This is a genomic window from Methanolobus zinderi, from assembly GCF_013388255.1.
GTDB lineage: Archaea > Halobacteriota > Methanosarcinia > Methanosarcinales > Methanosarcinaceae > Methanolobus > Methanolobus zinderi.
The window spans coordinates 246,401-263,554 of record NZ_CP058215.1 but is presented as its reverse complement, the minus strand read 5'-3'; the positions used below and the strand labels follow the sequence as shown (position 1 = coordinate 263,554).

Genomic DNA, 17,154 nt, shown 5'->3' with positions numbered 1-17,154 from the left:
TTAATTTTAGAAATGGAGGAACAACATGAATGTTGGAGACATTATGAGTTCACCGGTCTATACCATAGAACCGGAAGAAAATGTGGCACATGCAAGACGACTAATGCTGAAACACAAGATAAGCACTCTTGTGGTTATCAACGATGGAGAGATGGTCGGCATTGTGACCAAGACAGACCTGAGTAAAAGGCTTGCACAGGCCGAGCCCATGTGGCGCAGGAGGCCTATTGACAAGGTCCCGGTAAACATGGTGATGAACGATGCTCCGATATCGATCTATCCTGAAGCTTCGATCAGTCAGGCAAGCGACCTGATGCTTGAAAACGGAATTAATTCACTTGCAGTTGTAAAGGACAATGTTGTCGGAATAATCACAGGTACTGACATAATGAAGTACGTGTCTCAACAGGAGATGGATACAAAAGTTGAAGATGTAATGGGTGATGATCCCATATTCGTGCACCGTCACCATACAATTAACCATGTGATGCAGGAAATGGAAAAGAACGAGGTTAACAGGGTGATCGTGGTAGACAATGCCGAAGAGGCCGTGGGAATAATCACTACAAGCAATGTAGCCCTCAACGGCATAACCGATAATGAAGGAAAGCTCTCTTCAAAGAGCATAAAGATGGCAAGAAAATCTACCCCTGCAGGGGAGAAGACCTACAGATACGTCAAGGAAGTACCACTGGTGGCCGAAGACATAATGTCTGAGCTGCCATCAAGTGTCAATATTGATGATACGGTTGTGCAGGCTGCAAAGACCATGATAGAGGAACATGTGATCGGCCTTCCGGTAGTCAATAATGATAATCTGGTGGGAATGATCAGCAGAAGAGATATCCTCAAAGCCGTACAGTGAAGAGACAGAGAATGCACCAGTTGATTGAATTTGATTATAACACGGAGGGAAAACAATGGAAGTAAGAGAAGTAATGACAGAACCTATGTACATTGACAAGGCAGACACGCTTTCCCATGCACTTGACGTAATGGAAAAGAAGGGGACAAGAAGGCTTCTTGTCACTCATAACGATAAACTCCTTGGAGTCCTTACAATGAGGAATATCACAAAAGAGCTTGGAACCCGTAAGAAGGGGAACAAGCCGGCTTCATCCCTTCATGTGGCAACAGCGGTATCAGAGAACTATGTAAAGGTGCTTCCGGACACAAAGCTTGACGATGCTGTCACCCTCATGGTAAAGAACGGCGGGGTGATAGTTGTCTTTGAGAACGATGAGATACTCGGATGGGTCACTCCGACAGAACTTCTGCAGAACAACAATCTAGATGGCTATGTTGCGGAGGTCATGCATAAAAACCCCATTGTTGCCGGACCCGCAGATCGCGTCAGCCATGTCAGACACCTGATGCTTGACAATAATATCGGAAGGGTGCCTGTTGTGGAGGGTGATAAACTGGTAGGTATAGTCACGGAAAAGGACATCGCAAAGGCAATGCGTTCCTTCCGTGATGTGGTCGAAGGCAGCAAGCAGGATTCACGTATCAAGAACCTCATTGTCGAAGACATTATGAGAATAGGTGTCAAGACAGTTTACACCAACACTCCTACAAGCGATGTTGCCAAACTCATGCTTGACAACAATATCGGCGGAGTCCCGGTTGTAAACCTTGAGGACCAGATGGTGGGACTTGTCACACGGAGAAGTATTGTCAATGGCCTTGCCCAGTAAAGTGTAGTAAAACCATGACAGATAAAAATGGAATAGACATTGAAAAGGCGGCGGAGTTTCTTGATCTGCCGCCGTCAAGATTTTCCGGACTTCTCGAAAAAAGGACCATAATCCACAACTGGGACGAATATCAGAATCTTTTCAGGTTCGATAGTCATGTTTCCGGCATAGAGGAAGGCAGTGTGCTCATCGTAAAAGATGATGGCTTCGAGCTTATCAGGGGCTTTCCCAAGATAAAAAGGGCTATGACGCTTGTTCCTTCCATCGAGAGGAATTTCAGCGAGGCAGGGTCTGTAATTGTTGAAGAGAAGATGAATGGTTACAATGTACGTGTTACCGAGTACATGGGAGAGCTGATCGCCCTGACACGCAGCGGTCATGTCTGCCCGTATTCCACAGAACGCGCACGTCATCTGTTAAATCATGATTTCTTCGAGCAACACCCGGAACTTGTGATCTACGGGGAGATGGTGGGACCGGATAATCCATACGTTCCAAAGGATATCTATGGTCTGGAATCCCTTGATTTCTTTGTTTTTGACATAAGGCACAAAACAGATGGCAAACCGCTTCCTGTTATGAAGCGACGGGAACTTGCCGGGAATTACGGTTTCACCCAGGTGAAGCTTTTCGGAGAATTCGATATTCAGCAAGCATCTGCAGAGATCACTGAAATAATCAGGGAACTTGGTAAAACAGAGCATGAAGGAGTTGTTATCAAGGATCCCGAAATGGTATTGCAACCAATTAAATACACGTGTTCGGAAGGTAACAATGCTGACCTGAGACATGCATTTCGCTTCTATAACGACAGCGGAAGAGACTATATGTTCCCAAGGGTCGTAAGAGAGGGATTCCAGTCCTTTGAATGGAATGAGAGTGAGGAAGAACTTAAACAGCGTTGTCTCAGACTCGGGGAAAGTATACTCCGACCCATGATACAGTCCATCAGGGAAGTGGAAAACAATGAGCGTATTTCCGAGGATGTCCGCATACGTGTGAAAGACAGGGACACCATAGACAGGTTCAGGTCCTATCTTGAGAGACTTGGTGTTGATGTAGTCTTCAGCGAGCCTGAAAGAGTTGGTGATGAATACCTGGTAAGGATCAATAAAGTAAATCAAAGTACAACCGATAAAACAAAGAGTATACTCGAAGGTCAGCTATGGTCATGAAAAAGAAATATATCTAAAAAGACTTATCGTAAGACCATAATCGAGGAAGCTCACATGACAAAGATAACTATAATCGGTAGTGAAAAAAGCGGAAAGACCACCCTTGCGGGAAAACTTGGTAAAAAGGGCAGTGTCTCCGACATCACGATGTATGATTTTTCCAAGAACGAACAGGTGCTCACAACAATCGATGCAACCGGATACCCGACATCACCAAAGTCACTCGTCACCGCCCTGAACCTTTCTGATATCGCTCTTCTCTGTGTGCCCCCGGAAGGACTTGACCCCGTGGCAGCAGAATGTATTATCGCACTGGATCTGCTGGGATATAAACACGGAATAGTGGTCCTGACAAAATCAGACCTCTCCTACCCCCTGGCCCTTGAGGAACTAAAAGAGAAACTACAGAAGATTACAATAGGGACCGCCCTTGAGAGCTGGGATTACCATACAATCTCCACCACTTCCTTTGAAGGCATGGAAGAGCTCAAAGAGAAGATATACGATGTCGATGAGAAGGTCACGGCTGAGCAGGAGCAGAAGAACGATCTTCCTCCCCGTGTGATCATCGACCAGTCTTTTAATGTTACAGGTATAGGATGTGTTGTTCTCGGTGTAGTGGATCAGGGAACCATCAACGCAAAGGATAAGATGGTCGCATATCCGGCAAAGAAGAATCTCGAGATCCGCTCCATACAGATGCACGATGAAGACGTAAAGAGCGCCCCGACAGGTGCGAGGGTCGGATTGGCGTTAAAAAGCGTGCAGTCCAAGGACATAGAAAGAGGGTTTGTGATCTCAAACGATGAGATCGTGACAACAGATTTTGCACTTGAGTGTACACTTTCACAGCTAGCCAGGGAATTCGAGGCAGGGGACATGCTACATCTTTATGTCGGGCTGCAGTCCTCTCCTGTAAAAGTGACGGATATTCTTGAAAACGGAGAGAGCGTGGAAAAAGCAGTACCTGGAAAAACATATAACCTGAAGCTTGAAGGCTCAAAGGAAATAGCCTACAGTAAGGATGACAGGTTCTTACTTGCAAACCTTGATGAGAAACAGAGGTTTGTCGCTTCCGGGTACAGCCAGTAAATTATTTCTTTTTGGGAAGCAGGTGTTTTGAACCCTCAAGTATTGAGGGTCTCTCAACTGCTTTTGTAAGCTGCACATTTTCAGGCAGGTCCGTGAGGGTTGGCTGCTGTATTGCAGTTGAGGAGCTTTCAATCGATGTTCTCTCAACTGTAAAGCCGGAGTCACTCTTTGTGAAGGACGCTTTAGCAGTGCTCTCCGGAGTAAAACCGGAAGCTTTGTCGGGTTCTGCTGTGCTTTCTTTACCTGCACCCCTGAAAAGACCTGATTTTGTGTCCCTTTCCTTTGCCTTGGCACCTTCATCTTTACCGTGTATGTAATTCTCGCGGGCAAAGTCCCGAAGGTCATACTCCTCGGCAAATCCGTAGAGCTTATTTAATTGCTCCTGAACCCAGCCTATTTCCGAGTGCCTGTGGTAACCTACCTCGTATCCGAGCTTATAGGAAACTTCTGCAAGATGATCCTTGTCTTCTTCAGATATCTTCTTGCTTTCTTTATCTCGCTTGAATAGTCCTACCATTGCTAACTACCATTATTCCAGATATCCTTCGACCTTGAGCCCGTTTTCCGAAAAGCTTACCGAACGCATATTACAGTCATGCCTTGTGCCGCGCATCTTGATAAGCTGGATGGCACGTGTCATTGTCTTGTCATACAGGAAGTTGTGCATGAATATAACACCATGTGCGGCAAACTGTTCGGTGGAATAGGCTGTGGGATCGGTCATTTCAGACAGGAGGACTGTGGTACAGCCCAGTTTTTTAAGGTTTCTGACAAACCTGCTCATCTCTTTTTCCTGGAGAGAGAAGTCGTTTGTGGTGAATCTGATAGCTGAAACCGAGTCAATTACAAGGCGCTTAACATCATATTCGGAAACATATGCTGCAATTTCCTTGAATACCATTGAAGGAGACGGTGCCTCACTTTCAATGGATGTCCTGCCTACATTATAATCAGGAGTGATGAACTCGTTCACCTCATCCATGTATCCGTACTCCATCCTCGGACCAAGGTCTGCAAAGAGAAGTTTCTGAGCCTTTATGAGTGCAGGGATATTCATTGAAAAATTGGACATATCATCGATGATGTTCTGCGGACACTCAAGCAGGGTGCAATACAGGCCTACCTCACCCTCTGCTGCCCCGCTTGCAAGGAACTGAACACCAAATGTCGTTTTCCCGCTGCCCGGAGGACCGCTTAACACATAGACCCTCTCTGAAAGAAGGCCTCCCTGTACCAGCTCATCAAATCCCTCAATTCCTGTAGGTATCCTCATAATACTTCCTCGTGAATAACTAGACTAATATAGTTTTATGTGTATTATAATGTTGCTATATATTTTAATGTATCGGATATTTTTTATAAAATATAGTATAAATAAACACCTATACAAATGTCAGAATCCACAACAAGATTTCAGATAAATAAAAAAGACCTACTCTGGTCTGCAAAGACCTTTGCTGCATCGCTGATGATAGCACTTGTGTTCAGCATGATCCTGTACTCTTTCACAATGACATTATCAGAGCCAGCACCTGTTAATGATGCCATCACTTCCACGGCCTCTGCTGCAACTGCCAAGGTAGTGGTCACTGCCGAGTATATCAGTCCCATGTGGGCTATCTTCATCTTCAACAGCCTGGCCGTGTTCAGCGCTTCGGTTGGAGCAGGTCTGTTCCTGCTGATACATCCGTTACTTGTCAGGGATATAGAAATGAGGAAAGGTAGCAAAGTATACACATTTATTTCCATAAGTTTCGAAAGACTGCTGATGCCGCTAAACAGACTACTGCAAAAGGTCGTATCATCCAGGGACCCTGATTTTGCTTCCATGCATAAAACAGGCCAAAAAGAAGAGGGAACTATATGGCAGTACTGCGGTTACGGAAAGGATGACTATCGCATGCTGGCCTATATGCTCCCGTACATCGTCCCTGTAATGATACTTGTTGTGAACGGTTTTCTCATGGGTATACTGCTTGCCTTCTTTGTTTTCAACGGAGCACTGACAGGTTTCCAGTTATTCGGAGAGGAGGGAATCATAGTCGGAATGCTGTACAATGTCGCATATTTTGTGATCTCCATCATACCACACGGAGTTATAGAGATTCCCGCCATCCTGCTTGCCGCGGCAGTTGGGCGCAGGTTCGCATATATCCAGTCTCATGAGATCATGAACAAAGGACTCTTTCTAGGAGACAGCATCGAAAGCCTGAAAAAAGACGTATCAAGGGTGATTGGAACAGTCAGGGAATATTTGAATTCCCGATACCTGTGGAAGATGTTTGGGCTAATGGTAGTTATGCTGTTGATTGCGGCATATATCGAGACCTATGTAACCCTTGAGATCATTGAAAGGGTTATGTCAGTGCTTGATGATTTTGTGGAAAAGGTGTTCCTCTGATATCACACTTACTTTTTTACTTATTTTCCCTGAAATCTGCCATTGCAGATGCAACATTTTTCAGCAGCTGTGCAGCCATATCCTGGGATGGCCATGAACCAAGACCACAATCCGGACCCGCATATTTGATCCTGTCATCAAACATCGAATATGCCTTTTCAAGTCTTTGTTTTATGACCTGAGAAGTTTCCATCTCTGTTACGATCTCTTCCATATGGGTCCGGTCCTTCCAGACATTGGTATTGTACTTCTCGTTGAGTACCGCAACAAGATTGAAGACATCGGTCCTTGCAATACCGACCCTCATGTAGGAATCACTGTCTTCGAGTTCTTTTTTGTCTATCAGATCAAGATATGAGGGAGTTGCTGCTGATTCCACGCCTATGACATTGATATTGTCAGCCTGGCATGCAAGTTTGTAATGCAGGGGAGAGTGCAGATGAACCTCAACATCACAACCTGCCTTTTTCGCAGAGCTGCATGCGGTGTCCATGCCTTTTATAAGGTCGCTGTCCGAAAACATTACCTGCGGGTTTATGCCTATGCTCGGCTCATCAATGGAAACGGTTTTTATATTGAAATTCTTTGCACTGGAGAGTGAATTCTTCACAAAACGGTCAACACTTTCCGCAAGCAGGTTAAGTATATCAGCATACTCCGTGCCTCCGAAATCCTTGAGATAGAGTTCAAGGGGACCGGTTACGCAGACACGTACATCAAGCTTTTCTCCATGTTCTTCCTTGTATGCTTTAGCAACGAACTCGATTGCTTCGAGCTCGATGATACGGGCATCGTTAAGTTTTACCTTGAAAGGTTCTTCGCTGCAATCGGGATCTCTGATGATGGACAGGAATTGCTCGTTCATATCCTGGTATTGAGGATATGTTGGCACTTCCACACCGGCCTCTACTTTCTTCATGAAAGCATCGTTTATTGTACTGAACAGCTCTTCATCATTTTTGTTTTGAGAGAACTTACCTGCCATCCAGTCTTTGGTTCTGCCTTCAGGAAGAGGAAAACTGCCTATATCATCAAAGATTATCTCTGTCATGCCAGCATAGTTATACTGTATTTCACTTATAAGTTTTGAGTTATGAGAAAACTCGTCCTTCTATTCGTGACTACGAGCATCATTGGATTTCCGTGAATATCTCGTGTATGTTCCCGTCAGGGTCCGAGAACAGGGCCGTTCTCTGATTCCATGGCATGTCTCTGGGTTTTTGGACAGGAGTTCCTCCGTTTGAAATTATATGCTCGTAGGACCTGTTCAGATCACTTGCATCCTTACACCTGAACGCCAGTTCAAAGGACTGAGCTGTACTTTGTTTTTTGTATTCATTGCTATATTCATACATGACTTCCCTGGTGCAAATAGCGAACCTTGTTCCCTCATTTTTGAATTCCACATATCTTCCCAGATCGTTTTCTAGCTTAAATCCCAGGACTCTATTGTAGAACTCCTTCATCGGTTCCATATCATCGGTCCATATTGTTATCAGATCTACCCTTGCTTCCATTTAACCACATGTAAAACTACACATCTATTAGCAAATATATGTTCTCAAAAACCAGATAAAATAAAAAGAGCAGAAATGTATCAATAAAAAGAAAAGATATCGGGCAAGTGCCCGAGTAAAAATATTTCAGGCTTCTTCAGGTGTTGGCAGGGTCAGGAGAACACCAATATTCTCAAGAGCCTGTGAGACCTGTTTGAAGGCACTGAAGAACTCCTTGACATGTGTTTCTACATCCTCTGCCATTGGCTCGGAGGCAAACCATATCTCCTTTTCAGTATTTCCACGGCTCAGGGAAACACAGGCAAGCATGTCACCCTTGGTCAGCCTGTAAACCGAGTTGACACCCGTTGGTGTTACCCAGGAAGGATGCAGTGTCTTGAGTTCGTCCACAAACCTGTCCCAGTTAACGGTTGCAGATGCTTCAAGGTTCAGCTTGAAGATCGCACGGTCACCGGTAACTTCCCGTTCCAGACTGCCTATAAGCTTCCTGTACTGTGGGTCGGATTCTTCGATGGTGAATTCTTCCTCTGCAAGCTTCTCAGCCTCATCGTTAAAGAACGGTGCCAGGTGGACCGTGTCAGATGGCTGGGTTGCAAGGGAAACTCCGAAGAAGGCAATTCCGCTCAAAAACATTCCGATGATGACACCGTGGTTTGCAAGCAGCGGACTGATTGCTGAAAGTGAGCCCATTGCCAGCAGGGGTGTGCTGGAGTAGTCGATCACGGTGAAGGATATCTGTGCCAGTGCACCCACAACAAGTCCTGCAAGAGCGCCTTCCTTTGTCGCACGCTTCCAGTACAGGCCTCCCATCAGAGGGAAGAAGTATGATGCACTTGCAATGAAGGTCGCGATGTGTATTGCCTCGATGATACCCTGGATGTAGAATGACAGGACAGTTGCAGCGGCGATGATTATCAGTACGCTGATCCTGTTGACTGCCATCATTTCCTTCATGGTTGCATCGGGTTTTATGTACCTCTGGTAGATGTCACGTGAAAGACATGAACCACCTGATGTTGCAAATGTGTCAGCAGATGACATTGCAGCAGCGGCCAGACCCACACCTGCAAGACCGATTCCAAGAGGTGTCAGGGTCTCTGCTATGAAGACCAGCAGTGCCGGTTCTGCCTGCGCCATGGCTCCCATACCGATCTCAGCCATGGAAGCGGGAATTTCAGGGTAGATGTGATTCAGGGAAACGGCAATTACCGTACATACCACACCGAATATCAGGAAGATAAAGAAAGAACCAAGTACCATACCAATTCTTGCGGATTTCTGGTCCTTTGCCGCCCATACCCTCTGCCAGGGATCCTGTTCGGTGACCCATCCAGGTATTATGGCGATCAGGAAGACTATTGCAGCAAATATTCCGAATATTGCAGGGTCACCTGCAGGCAGACCGAAGTTGAATACATCCCACCAGTCAGCCGGGACACTGCCAAAGAGCTCGGATGTGCTTATGGCGGCTGTATCTCCAACGCCTGATGTAGCTGCGTTCACAACTACCACAGCGGTTATGATAGAGAATGTGGCCAGCAGTAAAAACTGTACCATATCGGTCCAGATTACAGCGGAAAAACCTCCAAGGGTGACATACAGGGAAATAGCGATAGCAACTATGGCTGCGGCATATATCGGATCGAGACCGAAGAATATGCTGAGCACAAGTGAGAAACCTGTGATATCGGCCACTGCAAAAAGAACCATGACAATAGCGATGATGATTGCAACAGGTGCGCGAATGGCGCTGCTGTATCGCTGTTCAAGCAATTCCGGCTGTGTGATGGCCGGCAGGTGTTTGATCTTACCCACGAGCACGGCAATGAGTAATAAAGCCAGGATGTTCGGGGCAACGAACTCCCAGACAGAGCCCATACCAAGCAACATGTACAGACCGATGACCGCAAGGATACCTCCCGCCGTCATCCACGATGATGCTGCTGAGAAACCAATGGCCAGCGAACTTACCTTACGTCCTGCAAGCCAGAAGTCGGTCACAGACTTTTGTTTCTTTGAAAAATACACTCCTATGGCTATCAGTCCAAGCAAATAGACTGCCATCAGTATTATAAAGATCATATAATTTTCCATAACTACAACCTCTCTTATTTTTGTCAACCCGTTTTTTGTGTAAAGCGGGCCGAAGCTTTGGATATTATTGATATATTCCTTATATAGGGAACTATATAAGGGTTTTCAGAAAAAGAAGTTTAAAGCCGGACAAGTTTATTTGAGCTCCTTCCCGGAAGAGTGGCTATAGGATAATCTGTCTTTGAACTATGTTGCCAAAATTAAGTTGATTATGATTTTTTAGAAGTAGATTTATATATACAATGTGAAATATTATTGGCTATTGTTTGTCAAATGGTTTTAAGAGCTCATAAGAAGTTTATTTTTGACCTTGAAAGCAAAACGATATTAGCATAAAACAACTTTCCCTGATACATGACCCTTGAACCGGTTCACATAAAAGAGATACACGATCTTGTGACACGCATCGATTCATGCCTCAGCAAGGATGACCCTGAGAACGATGACACGGACAGTGTAGCCGATATCCTGAAACTGCTAAGAGAACTAAAACATGAGGGAAAGACCGTTCTCAAAGCCATCGGAAAGGTGAAACGCGGCAAGGTGAGCATTGAAAGAATGCTCGGATCGAGTGACCCATTTAGTATCAGTTATGCATGTGACAGCGGAAGCACTACAGCAAGGACATTCGATAATGGACTTTATGTTGATTTCTGCCATTGTGCCCTGGCATCCAGTCCCACGGACCTGGAGATTCACAATATGCGCACGATCGTTGCTGCCACCTATACCGCAAGCAGAAGGGTGACCATAGATACAAGCAGCCACTGGGAGTTCTTTGACGAAGGTGCCGGACGCAAGCGTATAATACGCATCCAGCCGGGTATCCTGAATAAGAAGACAAATGATATGCTACATGATATAGCACTCTATCTCTGTGAATCTGAGCACCTTCTGTGGATGCTTGAGAGGATGCAGGACAAGAGTTTCCTTATCATGGATGGTCCGATCTATCCCAAACGCCTGATGTACTGGATGGTGGTGGCTTCCGAGGATATCCGCATACGTACCGATTCTCATAGTGAGAAGGTGCTCCAGAACTATATCGATATCATGGACCACCATATAAACAAGCAGAAGCCTCTGGTGGGTTTTGTGAAGAATCCCGAGGATATGCAGATAATGCAGGCCCTGAAAAAGCAGGAAAAGGAAATGGACCTGCCTTGGATACTGGATGCCCAGTTCTTCAAGAATGCCCTGTCTCCCGAGAAGGCAGGCATCAGGGGGAAGACTGCCAGAAAATACATTACATATACAAACTGGTTCCTGCAGCCAAACCAGTTCTATGAGAAGATGATCAGCACCACATCACCCCTGGTCAGGGACAGGCTCACGCACGAATTTCCGGCCGAGGATTATGCACTTGCCTTTTTCATGGTATTCGTGCCTTCCATGAACACAATTTTCAAAATAGAATCACCTTATGGCCTCGTAAAAAATGAGGATATGCGAAACCTGATCACAAGAAAAGTGCTCTATGACATTGCACTAAGCGGCATACCAAAGACACTGGCAAAGGCTGACTCTGTTGCAAAGATCCAGCTTTCCGAAAGGCGCCAGATAATTGACAGGTTCAGGAATTCAAGGATAGACACCAGCTATAACGATATCAGATGGGGCGAAATGGATGAGAGATGAGGACATACTTGCTTTTGTTCCGAAAAATGAGGAAAACGGATCAAAAGGCAGCAAAAAGGAAAAAGAAAGACACCTTTCCCTGAAGGATGAATCCGCACAGGAATACCAGCAGGAAGAAAGCGACTTCGAGGACTATGAGCCGGAAATGGAGATTGATGCTCCGGTAATAGAGAACGGATTTGAGAACGCTTTCGGGATAATCACGACAGGTATCGATCCGCTGGAGATCACCGAGGCCGGGGCAAGGATCACAGGATACATAAGCACATCCCGGCGCAGTGATATTCGCCTGGGTACTTATGTGATAGTTCCATACGGGGATGAAGACCTGTTTGCGAGGATATGGAAACTGCAATACCTTCAGGAGTACGCCGTGGATGATGCAACTGAGATCCACTCCCGCAGGATGCTGCGCTTCAATCACACCGACGAGGTGGACTACAAGTTCCTGGCATACCTTGACCCTATCTGCATCCTCTATGAACAGAACACATCCGATGGCAGCTTCCTTGCCAGAAGGATGGGGGACAGGATACCCCGCCCGAACACACCCATTCTCCCTGTTACCGAGAAACTGAAGATACAGACAGGACTCAACATACCTGAAGAGGGCATCTTCCTGGGACACCTGAGTGTCGGCGGAGAGCTTGTAAAAACACATGCTGTACCTCCCACAGTTCCCTATTACCTGAGAAATGACTACTCAATGGGTGATCCCCTGATCTTCAGGCACATGTTGGTCTGCGGAAGTACGGGTACCGGAAAGACCTTCCTGACCAAGAATATCCTGCGCCAGTTCATGAGTGAGGATAACAGGTACAACCTGCGCGGCTCACCGGAAAAGAAGAATCCCTGCCTTGTGATAATGGATCCGCAGGATGAATACTCCCAGCTATATGAGGACAATCCAGATCTCACATCCGATGATGATTTCATATTCGGGGCCGAGCAGGTCAATTTCGGAGCATGCAAAAACACAAAGACCTTTGTTGCAAAGGTGAACGGAGAAACCTATAATGGAAGATCAAGGGCCGAACAGGTAGAATTTACCATACCTTTCGAGATGGTGCGTAACAATTCCTGGCTGATCGCCCCTGTTGGCATGACCGAGCTGCAGTATGTGGGCGTGGACCTGCTGCTTGATGATTATTTCAAGAGGAGCGGACAGCATACATACAGTGGTTTTGTTGATTTCATCGACGACGATGCCGCAAGGGACCACTATGTGGAGAGCGGCAAGATACACGAATCATCCTACGACGGTATCGTACGCAGAGTAAAGAACCGTGCCCTTGCAAGGGTGTTCGACCAACCTGCAAGACCAATCACCGAGATCCTCGGACAGATATTCAAATCCGGGCAGGTCAGTGTCTTCCCCACGGAGTACATCACAAGTTCCCGCATACGGGACCTGATAACCCTCACTCTGATGAGCATGATCGTGGACAACAAACTCAGCACATCCGGAGAGGCGGCTGTAAAGGAAACACCTATAATCCTGGGTCTGGACGAAGCCCACCGCTATCTTGCAAAGGCCGGAGGGGAGCACTCAAGGATGCTCATTTCCAAATTCGCAGATGCCGCGCGCCAGGGCAGAAAAGAAGGGCTGGGGCTTTTCCTTATAACCCAGGACCCCCAGGATATTGATGAGACAGTGTTCAAGCAGATCAATACACGAGTAATCCTCAATCTCAGCAACGATGCGGCCATCAGTGCCATGAAGGTCAAAAAGGAGTTCGAGAAGCGTATTCCATACCTGAAGAAGGGACAGATGATAATCCAGAGCCCGGATAACAGTGATATGGTGGAGATAATCGGGTTGTCAAAATGTGTGGTGAAACATATCTGAATACCCTTTCAGATACTTTTTACCGAAATGTATATATGAAGCAATTACGTATGGGAGTCTCGCTCAGTTAATTACTCAACGCGGGCCGGTAGCTTAGCCAGGAAGAGCGACGGACTCTTAATCCGTAGGCCAGGGGTTCAAATCCCTTCCGGCTCGCATAAACTTTAATCACTGTTTTGACCCTAGTTTTAGTTTCAAAGTTCAGGCCATTAGTTTTATCTATACTTTAGTTAATCCACCTAAACCACATTAGCAGGTGAGACCATGCCAAAAGTGAGTGTTGATATACCACAGGAACTCCTCAACGATCTTAACGAGCACGTCGGAGACAATAAGAAATTCGTAACACAGGCCGATGCCATAAGAACAGCTATCCGCAAGCTGCTGGACCAGATGGATAGCATAGACCGCAGGCATGGGCGGATTGAAGAGTAAAACAGGGGTTCTATCAAATACATCTTTCACAGGCTCTGTCAAAGATCTTGGCAAGATCGATCGGTACACAAAGAACAGCGCTACCACCCGCCGCAGGCGGCGCAATCCGTCGCAATTGTACCGAAAAATATTGAATTTATTTTGATATTCAGACTGTAGAACTTAAAGTTTCAATTAGTGAGGGCTTTATATAGCAACTTATACAGAAGTCATGCGAAAAATATTGTAAAAGGGTATTTGCGAATCATTTTCGTTCTTATTGACGAGAAACGCCGGCTTTGCCGGACCCTTCGGGATGGTTTTAGTTATTCATGAATCCGGTAGATCAATCGGCAAACTACTAACTACCTGACAGGATCGGACTACAGACTTTAAAATTGGAATTAAAAGGATTTCTACAGACGAAAACAAGATCACTTTTTTGCGCATCAAAGGCTCTTCAGATACTCAATACACTGCCTGCCTTCCTCAAGGTTACCCATCTCAGTGACCATGAGCCCCTTGTAGCCTGAAAGATTGTCCATGAGTTTTTTCCAGTCGATATTGCCCTGTCCCAGAGGCAGGTGCTCGTCGTACTTGCCATGGTTGTCATGGATATGCATGTGTGAGAGTTTGTCTTTGCACTTCTCCACAAACTCATCCACCAGACCCATGGTGTTTGCATGTCCCACATCAAAGGTCATACCTGCATTCTTCCTGTCAACCTGATCGAGCATGTCAAGCATCTCATCAGGACGCTGACCGAATATCTTGGGGAAATTCGGCATGTTCTCAATCGCTATGGTGATACCCAGATCCTCTGCGAAATCACATAATGTCTGAGCCGAGGTCACGCTTGTTTCCCAGGATCTCTCCGGCAGTTTCGCACCGTAGGGGGACAGATAACCCGGATGCAGTACCGCCACATCCGCAAGACCTGAGGCCATTTGCAAGTAATATTTCATCTGGCGCATGACCTCGTTATGTATGCCTTCATTAAGGCCTGCCAGATTCATGTCAGAAAAGGGAAGGTGAATACTCAGCTTGAGGTTTGTGGTCTCCTTTATCTCCTGCACCTTCGGGAGATTTTTCTCGGTCAGGCACTGGGAACCTTCCTGTACGATCTCCCATCCTGAATATCCCATATCCTCAAGTTCATATGCCCACTCGAAAGATGCCTCTATTACCTCACGTGACGAAAAACTCAGGTTTCTGATCCTCATAAATAAAGCTCCTTAAACGCTATCGATATTGATCTCAAAATCGGGGATACCGTTTTCCGTGGGTGGGGTAAGCCAGTCAAACAGTCGTTGCATCTCTCTTCCGGAATCTGCGAAGATCTCTATGTTTATCGAACCCAGAGCCTCTTCCTGTGCAGGGTAGTTCAGATGCCCGACGGTGGCTACCTGTTTGCTGATAATAAATGAAGTGTATGTGTCATCCTCTGACAGTCCTATTCTCAGTGCGGTGCGGGCTGTATCGATGATCTCTTCTTCCCTGATCAGATAATGCATCTGTGTGAGTGAGAATTTATCGCCTTCTCCTGAGAATCTTGAGCTGTTCTCCGACAGCTTCTCTTCCTCAAGTTCGATATTCGGGAAGATATTATTAATTGCCCCGGAAACCTTAACCCCTTCTTCCGTGGGGTTTACTTTCGCAGAAACTATAACCCTGATCATTTCAACTATTCCACAAGTGCTCTTATCTTTTTACTGAACTCTTCAAGGCTTGAATTGTTGGTGATCACTATATCTGCCTTGTCCATAGCCTCGCCCATGCCCCAGCCAAGTTCTCTTTCATCCCTGACCTTAAGGGCATCGATGTCCTGCATATCATCGCTTCTTTTACGGGCCATCACCCGTGCAAAGCGGACCTCGAGGGGGGAGTCAATGGATACGAGAGTAAAATCGTCTCCGAATGCCTCCTTGAAGCATTCTACCTCAGGCACACTCCTGACACCATCTATTCCTATAAAATCCGAGTCCGCCTCTTTGATCTTGGGAACACAACGACGGGCTACGGCATCCCTGCCTTCTGTCTCACGCAGCTCTGTACCGACACCGCCTGTGTTTGCGTCAGTGGGTTCCAGCCCTCTGCGGACAACTTCCTCCCTGATGACGTCTCCCATATTTATCACTGCGATTCCCTTGCGGCGCAGGACCGCAGAGGCCTCTGACTTGCCCGAGGCCGGCATACCTACAAAAGCTAATATTCTGGTCATTGCTTAACCTGTCGTGATTTGTAAAATGATGTTACTATAGGTCTTTTTCCATACATTCTACTTATATATTAGTATCCCCATCGATACGCCAGGTAAATGAGAATAGGCAACGTAAAAATTCCCGGAAACATCCTGCTGGCCCCCATGTCCAACGTCACAAACCTGCCTTTTCGCCTGATGTGCAAAAAGTACGGGGCCTCCATGACATATACGGAGATGATAAGCTCCGATGCTGTCATCTATGAGAACACAAAAACCTTCAATCGCGGAAAGAGCTCTGAAGCCGAAAGACCCTTCGGAATACAGGTATTCGGTAACGATCCGCAGGTAATATCCAGAGCAGCACACACCATCGAGGAGAATTATCATCCTGACATCATAGATCTCAATTGCGGATGCCCGGCAAAGCTGCTTACAAAAGATGGTTTTGGCTCGGCACTGCTAAGATCACCCGAACTCATACATTCGATAATCAGAGAACTTTCCGGGACCGTATCAGCACCTGTCACCGCAAAAATACGTATACTTGAAGATATGGAAAAGACCCTTGAGATCGCACGCCTGATAGAGGATGCAGGCGCATCTGCCCTTACAGTTCACGGGAGAACACGCCAGCAGCAATATTCAGGGATGGCTGATATGGAATATGCAAAAAGGATCAGGGAAGAGCTGTCAATACCAGTGATCGTTAACGGGGATATCGTTGACGAAAAATCAGCCGAGCATGCACTGGAATACACATGCTGTGACGGAATAATGATAGGCAGGGCTGCAATGGGAAATCCTTTCCTTTTCAAAAGGATCTCTCACTATCTGGATACCGGGGAGATGCTCGAGTATGATGAATGCATGCAGCGGGTGAAAGATATACGTGAGTACTTCAGGCTTCTGGAAGAGTGCGGACTCATGGAAACAATAAATGTGAGAGCTCATGCACAGTGGTTTACCCGCGGAATCCGCAATGGAAGACATATCCGAAACAGGATTGCAGAGGCGCATGATGTGGATGAAATAATTCTGCAGGTTGAGAAAATGTGTGGTGGTCAGTGAATTTCT

At 46.2% G+C, this 17,154-nt stretch carries 17 protein-coding genes and 1 tRNA gene; 10 read left to right on the top strand and 8 right to left on the bottom strand.

Annotation, left to right across the window (positions count from 1 at the left end):
• Positions 1 to 25 precede the first annotated feature (25 nt).
• Genes HWN40_RS01265 through HWN40_RS01250 form a run of 4 tightly spaced genes read left to right on the top strand, consistent with a single transcriptional unit; the run spans position 26 to position 3,964 of the window.
• Positions 26 to 865, top strand: coding sequence for a CBS domain-containing protein (locus HWN40_RS01265; RefSeq protein ID WP_176964061.1), 840 nt, complete (start codon positions 26 to 28; stop codon positions 863 to 865).
• Between the two features lie 55 nt (positions 866 to 920).
• Positions 921 to 1,697, top strand: coding sequence for a CBS domain-containing protein (locus tag HWN40_RS01260; protein ID WP_176964060.1), 777 nt, complete (start codon positions 921 to 923; stop codon positions 1,695 to 1,697).
• Positions 1,698 to 1,711: 14 nt separating this feature from the next.
• Entirely contained in the window at positions 1,712 to 2,872 is a 1,161-nt protein-coding gene (locus HWN40_RS01255; RefSeq protein ID WP_176964059.1) for an RNA ligase, read from the top strand.
• Positions 2,873 to 2,926: 54 nt separating this feature from the next.
• Positions 2,927 to 3,964, top strand: coding sequence for an EF-Tu/IF-2/RF-3 family GTPase (locus tag HWN40_RS01250; protein ID WP_176964058.1), 1,038 nt, complete (start codon positions 2,927 to 2,929; stop codon positions 3,962 to 3,964).
• A 1-nt stretch (position 3,965) separates the two neighbouring features.
• Here HWN40_RS01250 and HWN40_RS01245 read toward each other — a convergent pair whose 3' ends face one another.
• Both HWN40_RS01245 and HWN40_RS01240 read right to left on the bottom strand, forming a co-directional pair.
• The gene (locus HWN40_RS01245) at positions 3,966 to 4,481 is read right to left on the bottom strand and encodes a hypothetical protein (RefSeq protein ID WP_176964057.1); all 516 of its coding nucleotides are present in this window, start codon (positions 4,479 to 4,481) and stop codon (positions 3,966 to 3,968) included.
• 12 nt (positions 4,482 to 4,493) lie between these two features.
• Positions 4,494 to 5,237, bottom strand: coding sequence for an RAD55 family ATPase (locus HWN40_RS01240; RefSeq protein WP_176964056.1), 744 nt, complete (start codon positions 5,235 to 5,237; stop codon positions 4,494 to 4,496).
• 117 nt (positions 5,238 to 5,354) lie between these two features.
• Between HWN40_RS01240 and HWN40_RS01235 the strand changes: the two genes are divergently transcribed.
• A complete protein-coding gene (locus HWN40_RS01235; RefSeq protein ID WP_176964055.1) occupies positions 5,355 to 6,365 on the top strand; it encodes a stage II sporulation protein M in 1,011 nt (336 codons plus the stop codon).
• A gap of 16 nt (positions 6,366 to 6,381) precedes the next feature.
• Here HWN40_RS01235 and HWN40_RS01230 read toward each other — a convergent pair whose 3' ends face one another.
• The 3 genes from HWN40_RS01230 to HWN40_RS01220 form a co-directional block, all read right to left on the bottom strand.
• Positions 6,382 to 7,416: a methionine synthase gene (locus tag HWN40_RS01230; protein ID WP_176964054.1), complete on the bottom strand. Its 1,035-nt coding sequence runs from the start codon at positions 7,414 to 7,416 to the stop codon at positions 6,382 to 6,384.
• 79 nt (positions 7,417 to 7,495) lie between these two features.
• Positions 7,496 to 7,882: a VOC family protein gene (locus HWN40_RS01225; RefSeq protein WP_176964053.1), complete on the bottom strand. Its 387-nt coding sequence runs from the start codon at positions 7,880 to 7,882 to the stop codon at positions 7,496 to 7,498.
• 126 nt (positions 7,883 to 8,008) lie between these two features.
• Positions 8,009 to 9,976 (bottom strand): sodium:solute symporter family protein, encoded by a 1,968-nt coding sequence (locus HWN40_RS01220; RefSeq protein ID WP_176964052.1) that lies wholly within the window; start codon positions 9,974 to 9,976, stop codon positions 8,009 to 8,011.
• A 354-nt stretch (positions 9,977 to 10,330) separates the two neighbouring features.
• Here HWN40_RS01220 and HWN40_RS01215 point away from each other — a divergent pair, with 354 nt between their 5' ends.
• The 4 genes from HWN40_RS01215 to HWN40_RS01200 all read left to right on the top strand — a co-directional run bounded on the left by HWN40_RS01215 (position 10,331) and on the right by HWN40_RS01200 (position 13,898).
• Positions 10,331 to 11,614 (top strand): DNA double-strand break repair nuclease NurA, encoded by a 1,284-nt coding sequence (locus tag HWN40_RS01215; protein ID WP_176964051.1) that lies wholly within the window; start codon positions 10,331 to 10,333, stop codon positions 11,612 to 11,614.
• The gene (locus tag HWN40_RS01210) at positions 11,604 to 13,463 is read left to right on the top strand and encodes an ATP-binding protein (RefSeq protein WP_176964050.1); all 1,860 of its coding nucleotides are present in this window, start codon (positions 11,604 to 11,606) and stop codon (positions 13,461 to 13,463) included. The genes HWN40_RS01215 and HWN40_RS01210 overlap by 11 nt, the downstream gene beginning before the upstream one ends.
• Before the next feature lie 82 nt (positions 13,464 to 13,545).
• A tRNA-Lys gene (locus HWN40_RS01205) sits at positions 13,546 to 13,619 on the top strand.
• A gap of 108 nt (positions 13,620 to 13,727) precedes the next feature.
• Positions 13,728 to 13,898: a ribbon-helix-helix domain-containing protein gene (locus HWN40_RS01200; protein WP_176964049.1), complete on the top strand. Its 171-nt coding sequence runs from the start codon at positions 13,728 to 13,730 to the stop codon at positions 13,896 to 13,898.
• A 428-nt stretch (positions 13,899 to 14,326) separates the two neighbouring features.
• Here the strand turns inward: HWN40_RS01200 and HWN40_RS01195 are convergent, their stop codons facing one another.
• The 3 genes from HWN40_RS01195 to HWN40_RS01185 are packed head-to-tail and all read right to left on the bottom strand — an operon-like array spanning position 14,327 to position 16,098.
• Positions 14,327 to 15,100: a sugar phosphate isomerase/epimerase family protein gene (locus tag HWN40_RS01195; RefSeq protein WP_176964048.1), complete on the bottom strand. Its 774-nt coding sequence runs from the start codon at positions 15,098 to 15,100 to the stop codon at positions 14,327 to 14,329.
• 12 nt (positions 15,101 to 15,112) lie between these two features.
• The gene (locus HWN40_RS01190; RefSeq protein WP_176964047.1) at positions 15,113 to 15,556 is read right to left on the bottom strand and encodes an RNA-binding domain-containing protein; all 444 of its coding nucleotides are present in this window, start codon (positions 15,554 to 15,556) and stop codon (positions 15,113 to 15,115) included.
• Positions 15,557 to 15,561: 5 nt separating this feature from the next.
• Entirely contained in the window at positions 15,562 to 16,098 is a 537-nt protein-coding gene (locus HWN40_RS01185) for an AAA family ATPase (protein ID WP_176964046.1), read from the bottom strand.
• A gap of 96 nt (positions 16,099 to 16,194) precedes the next feature.
• On the opposite strand from HWN40_RS01185, the gene dusB reads away from it, so the two are divergent.
• Positions 16,195 to 17,148: a tRNA dihydrouridine synthase DusB gene (gene dusB, locus HWN40_RS01180; protein ID WP_176964045.1), complete on the top strand. Its 954-nt coding sequence runs from the start codon at positions 16,195 to 16,197 to the stop codon at positions 17,146 to 17,148.
• Positions 17,149 to 17,154: the final 6 nt, after the last annotated feature.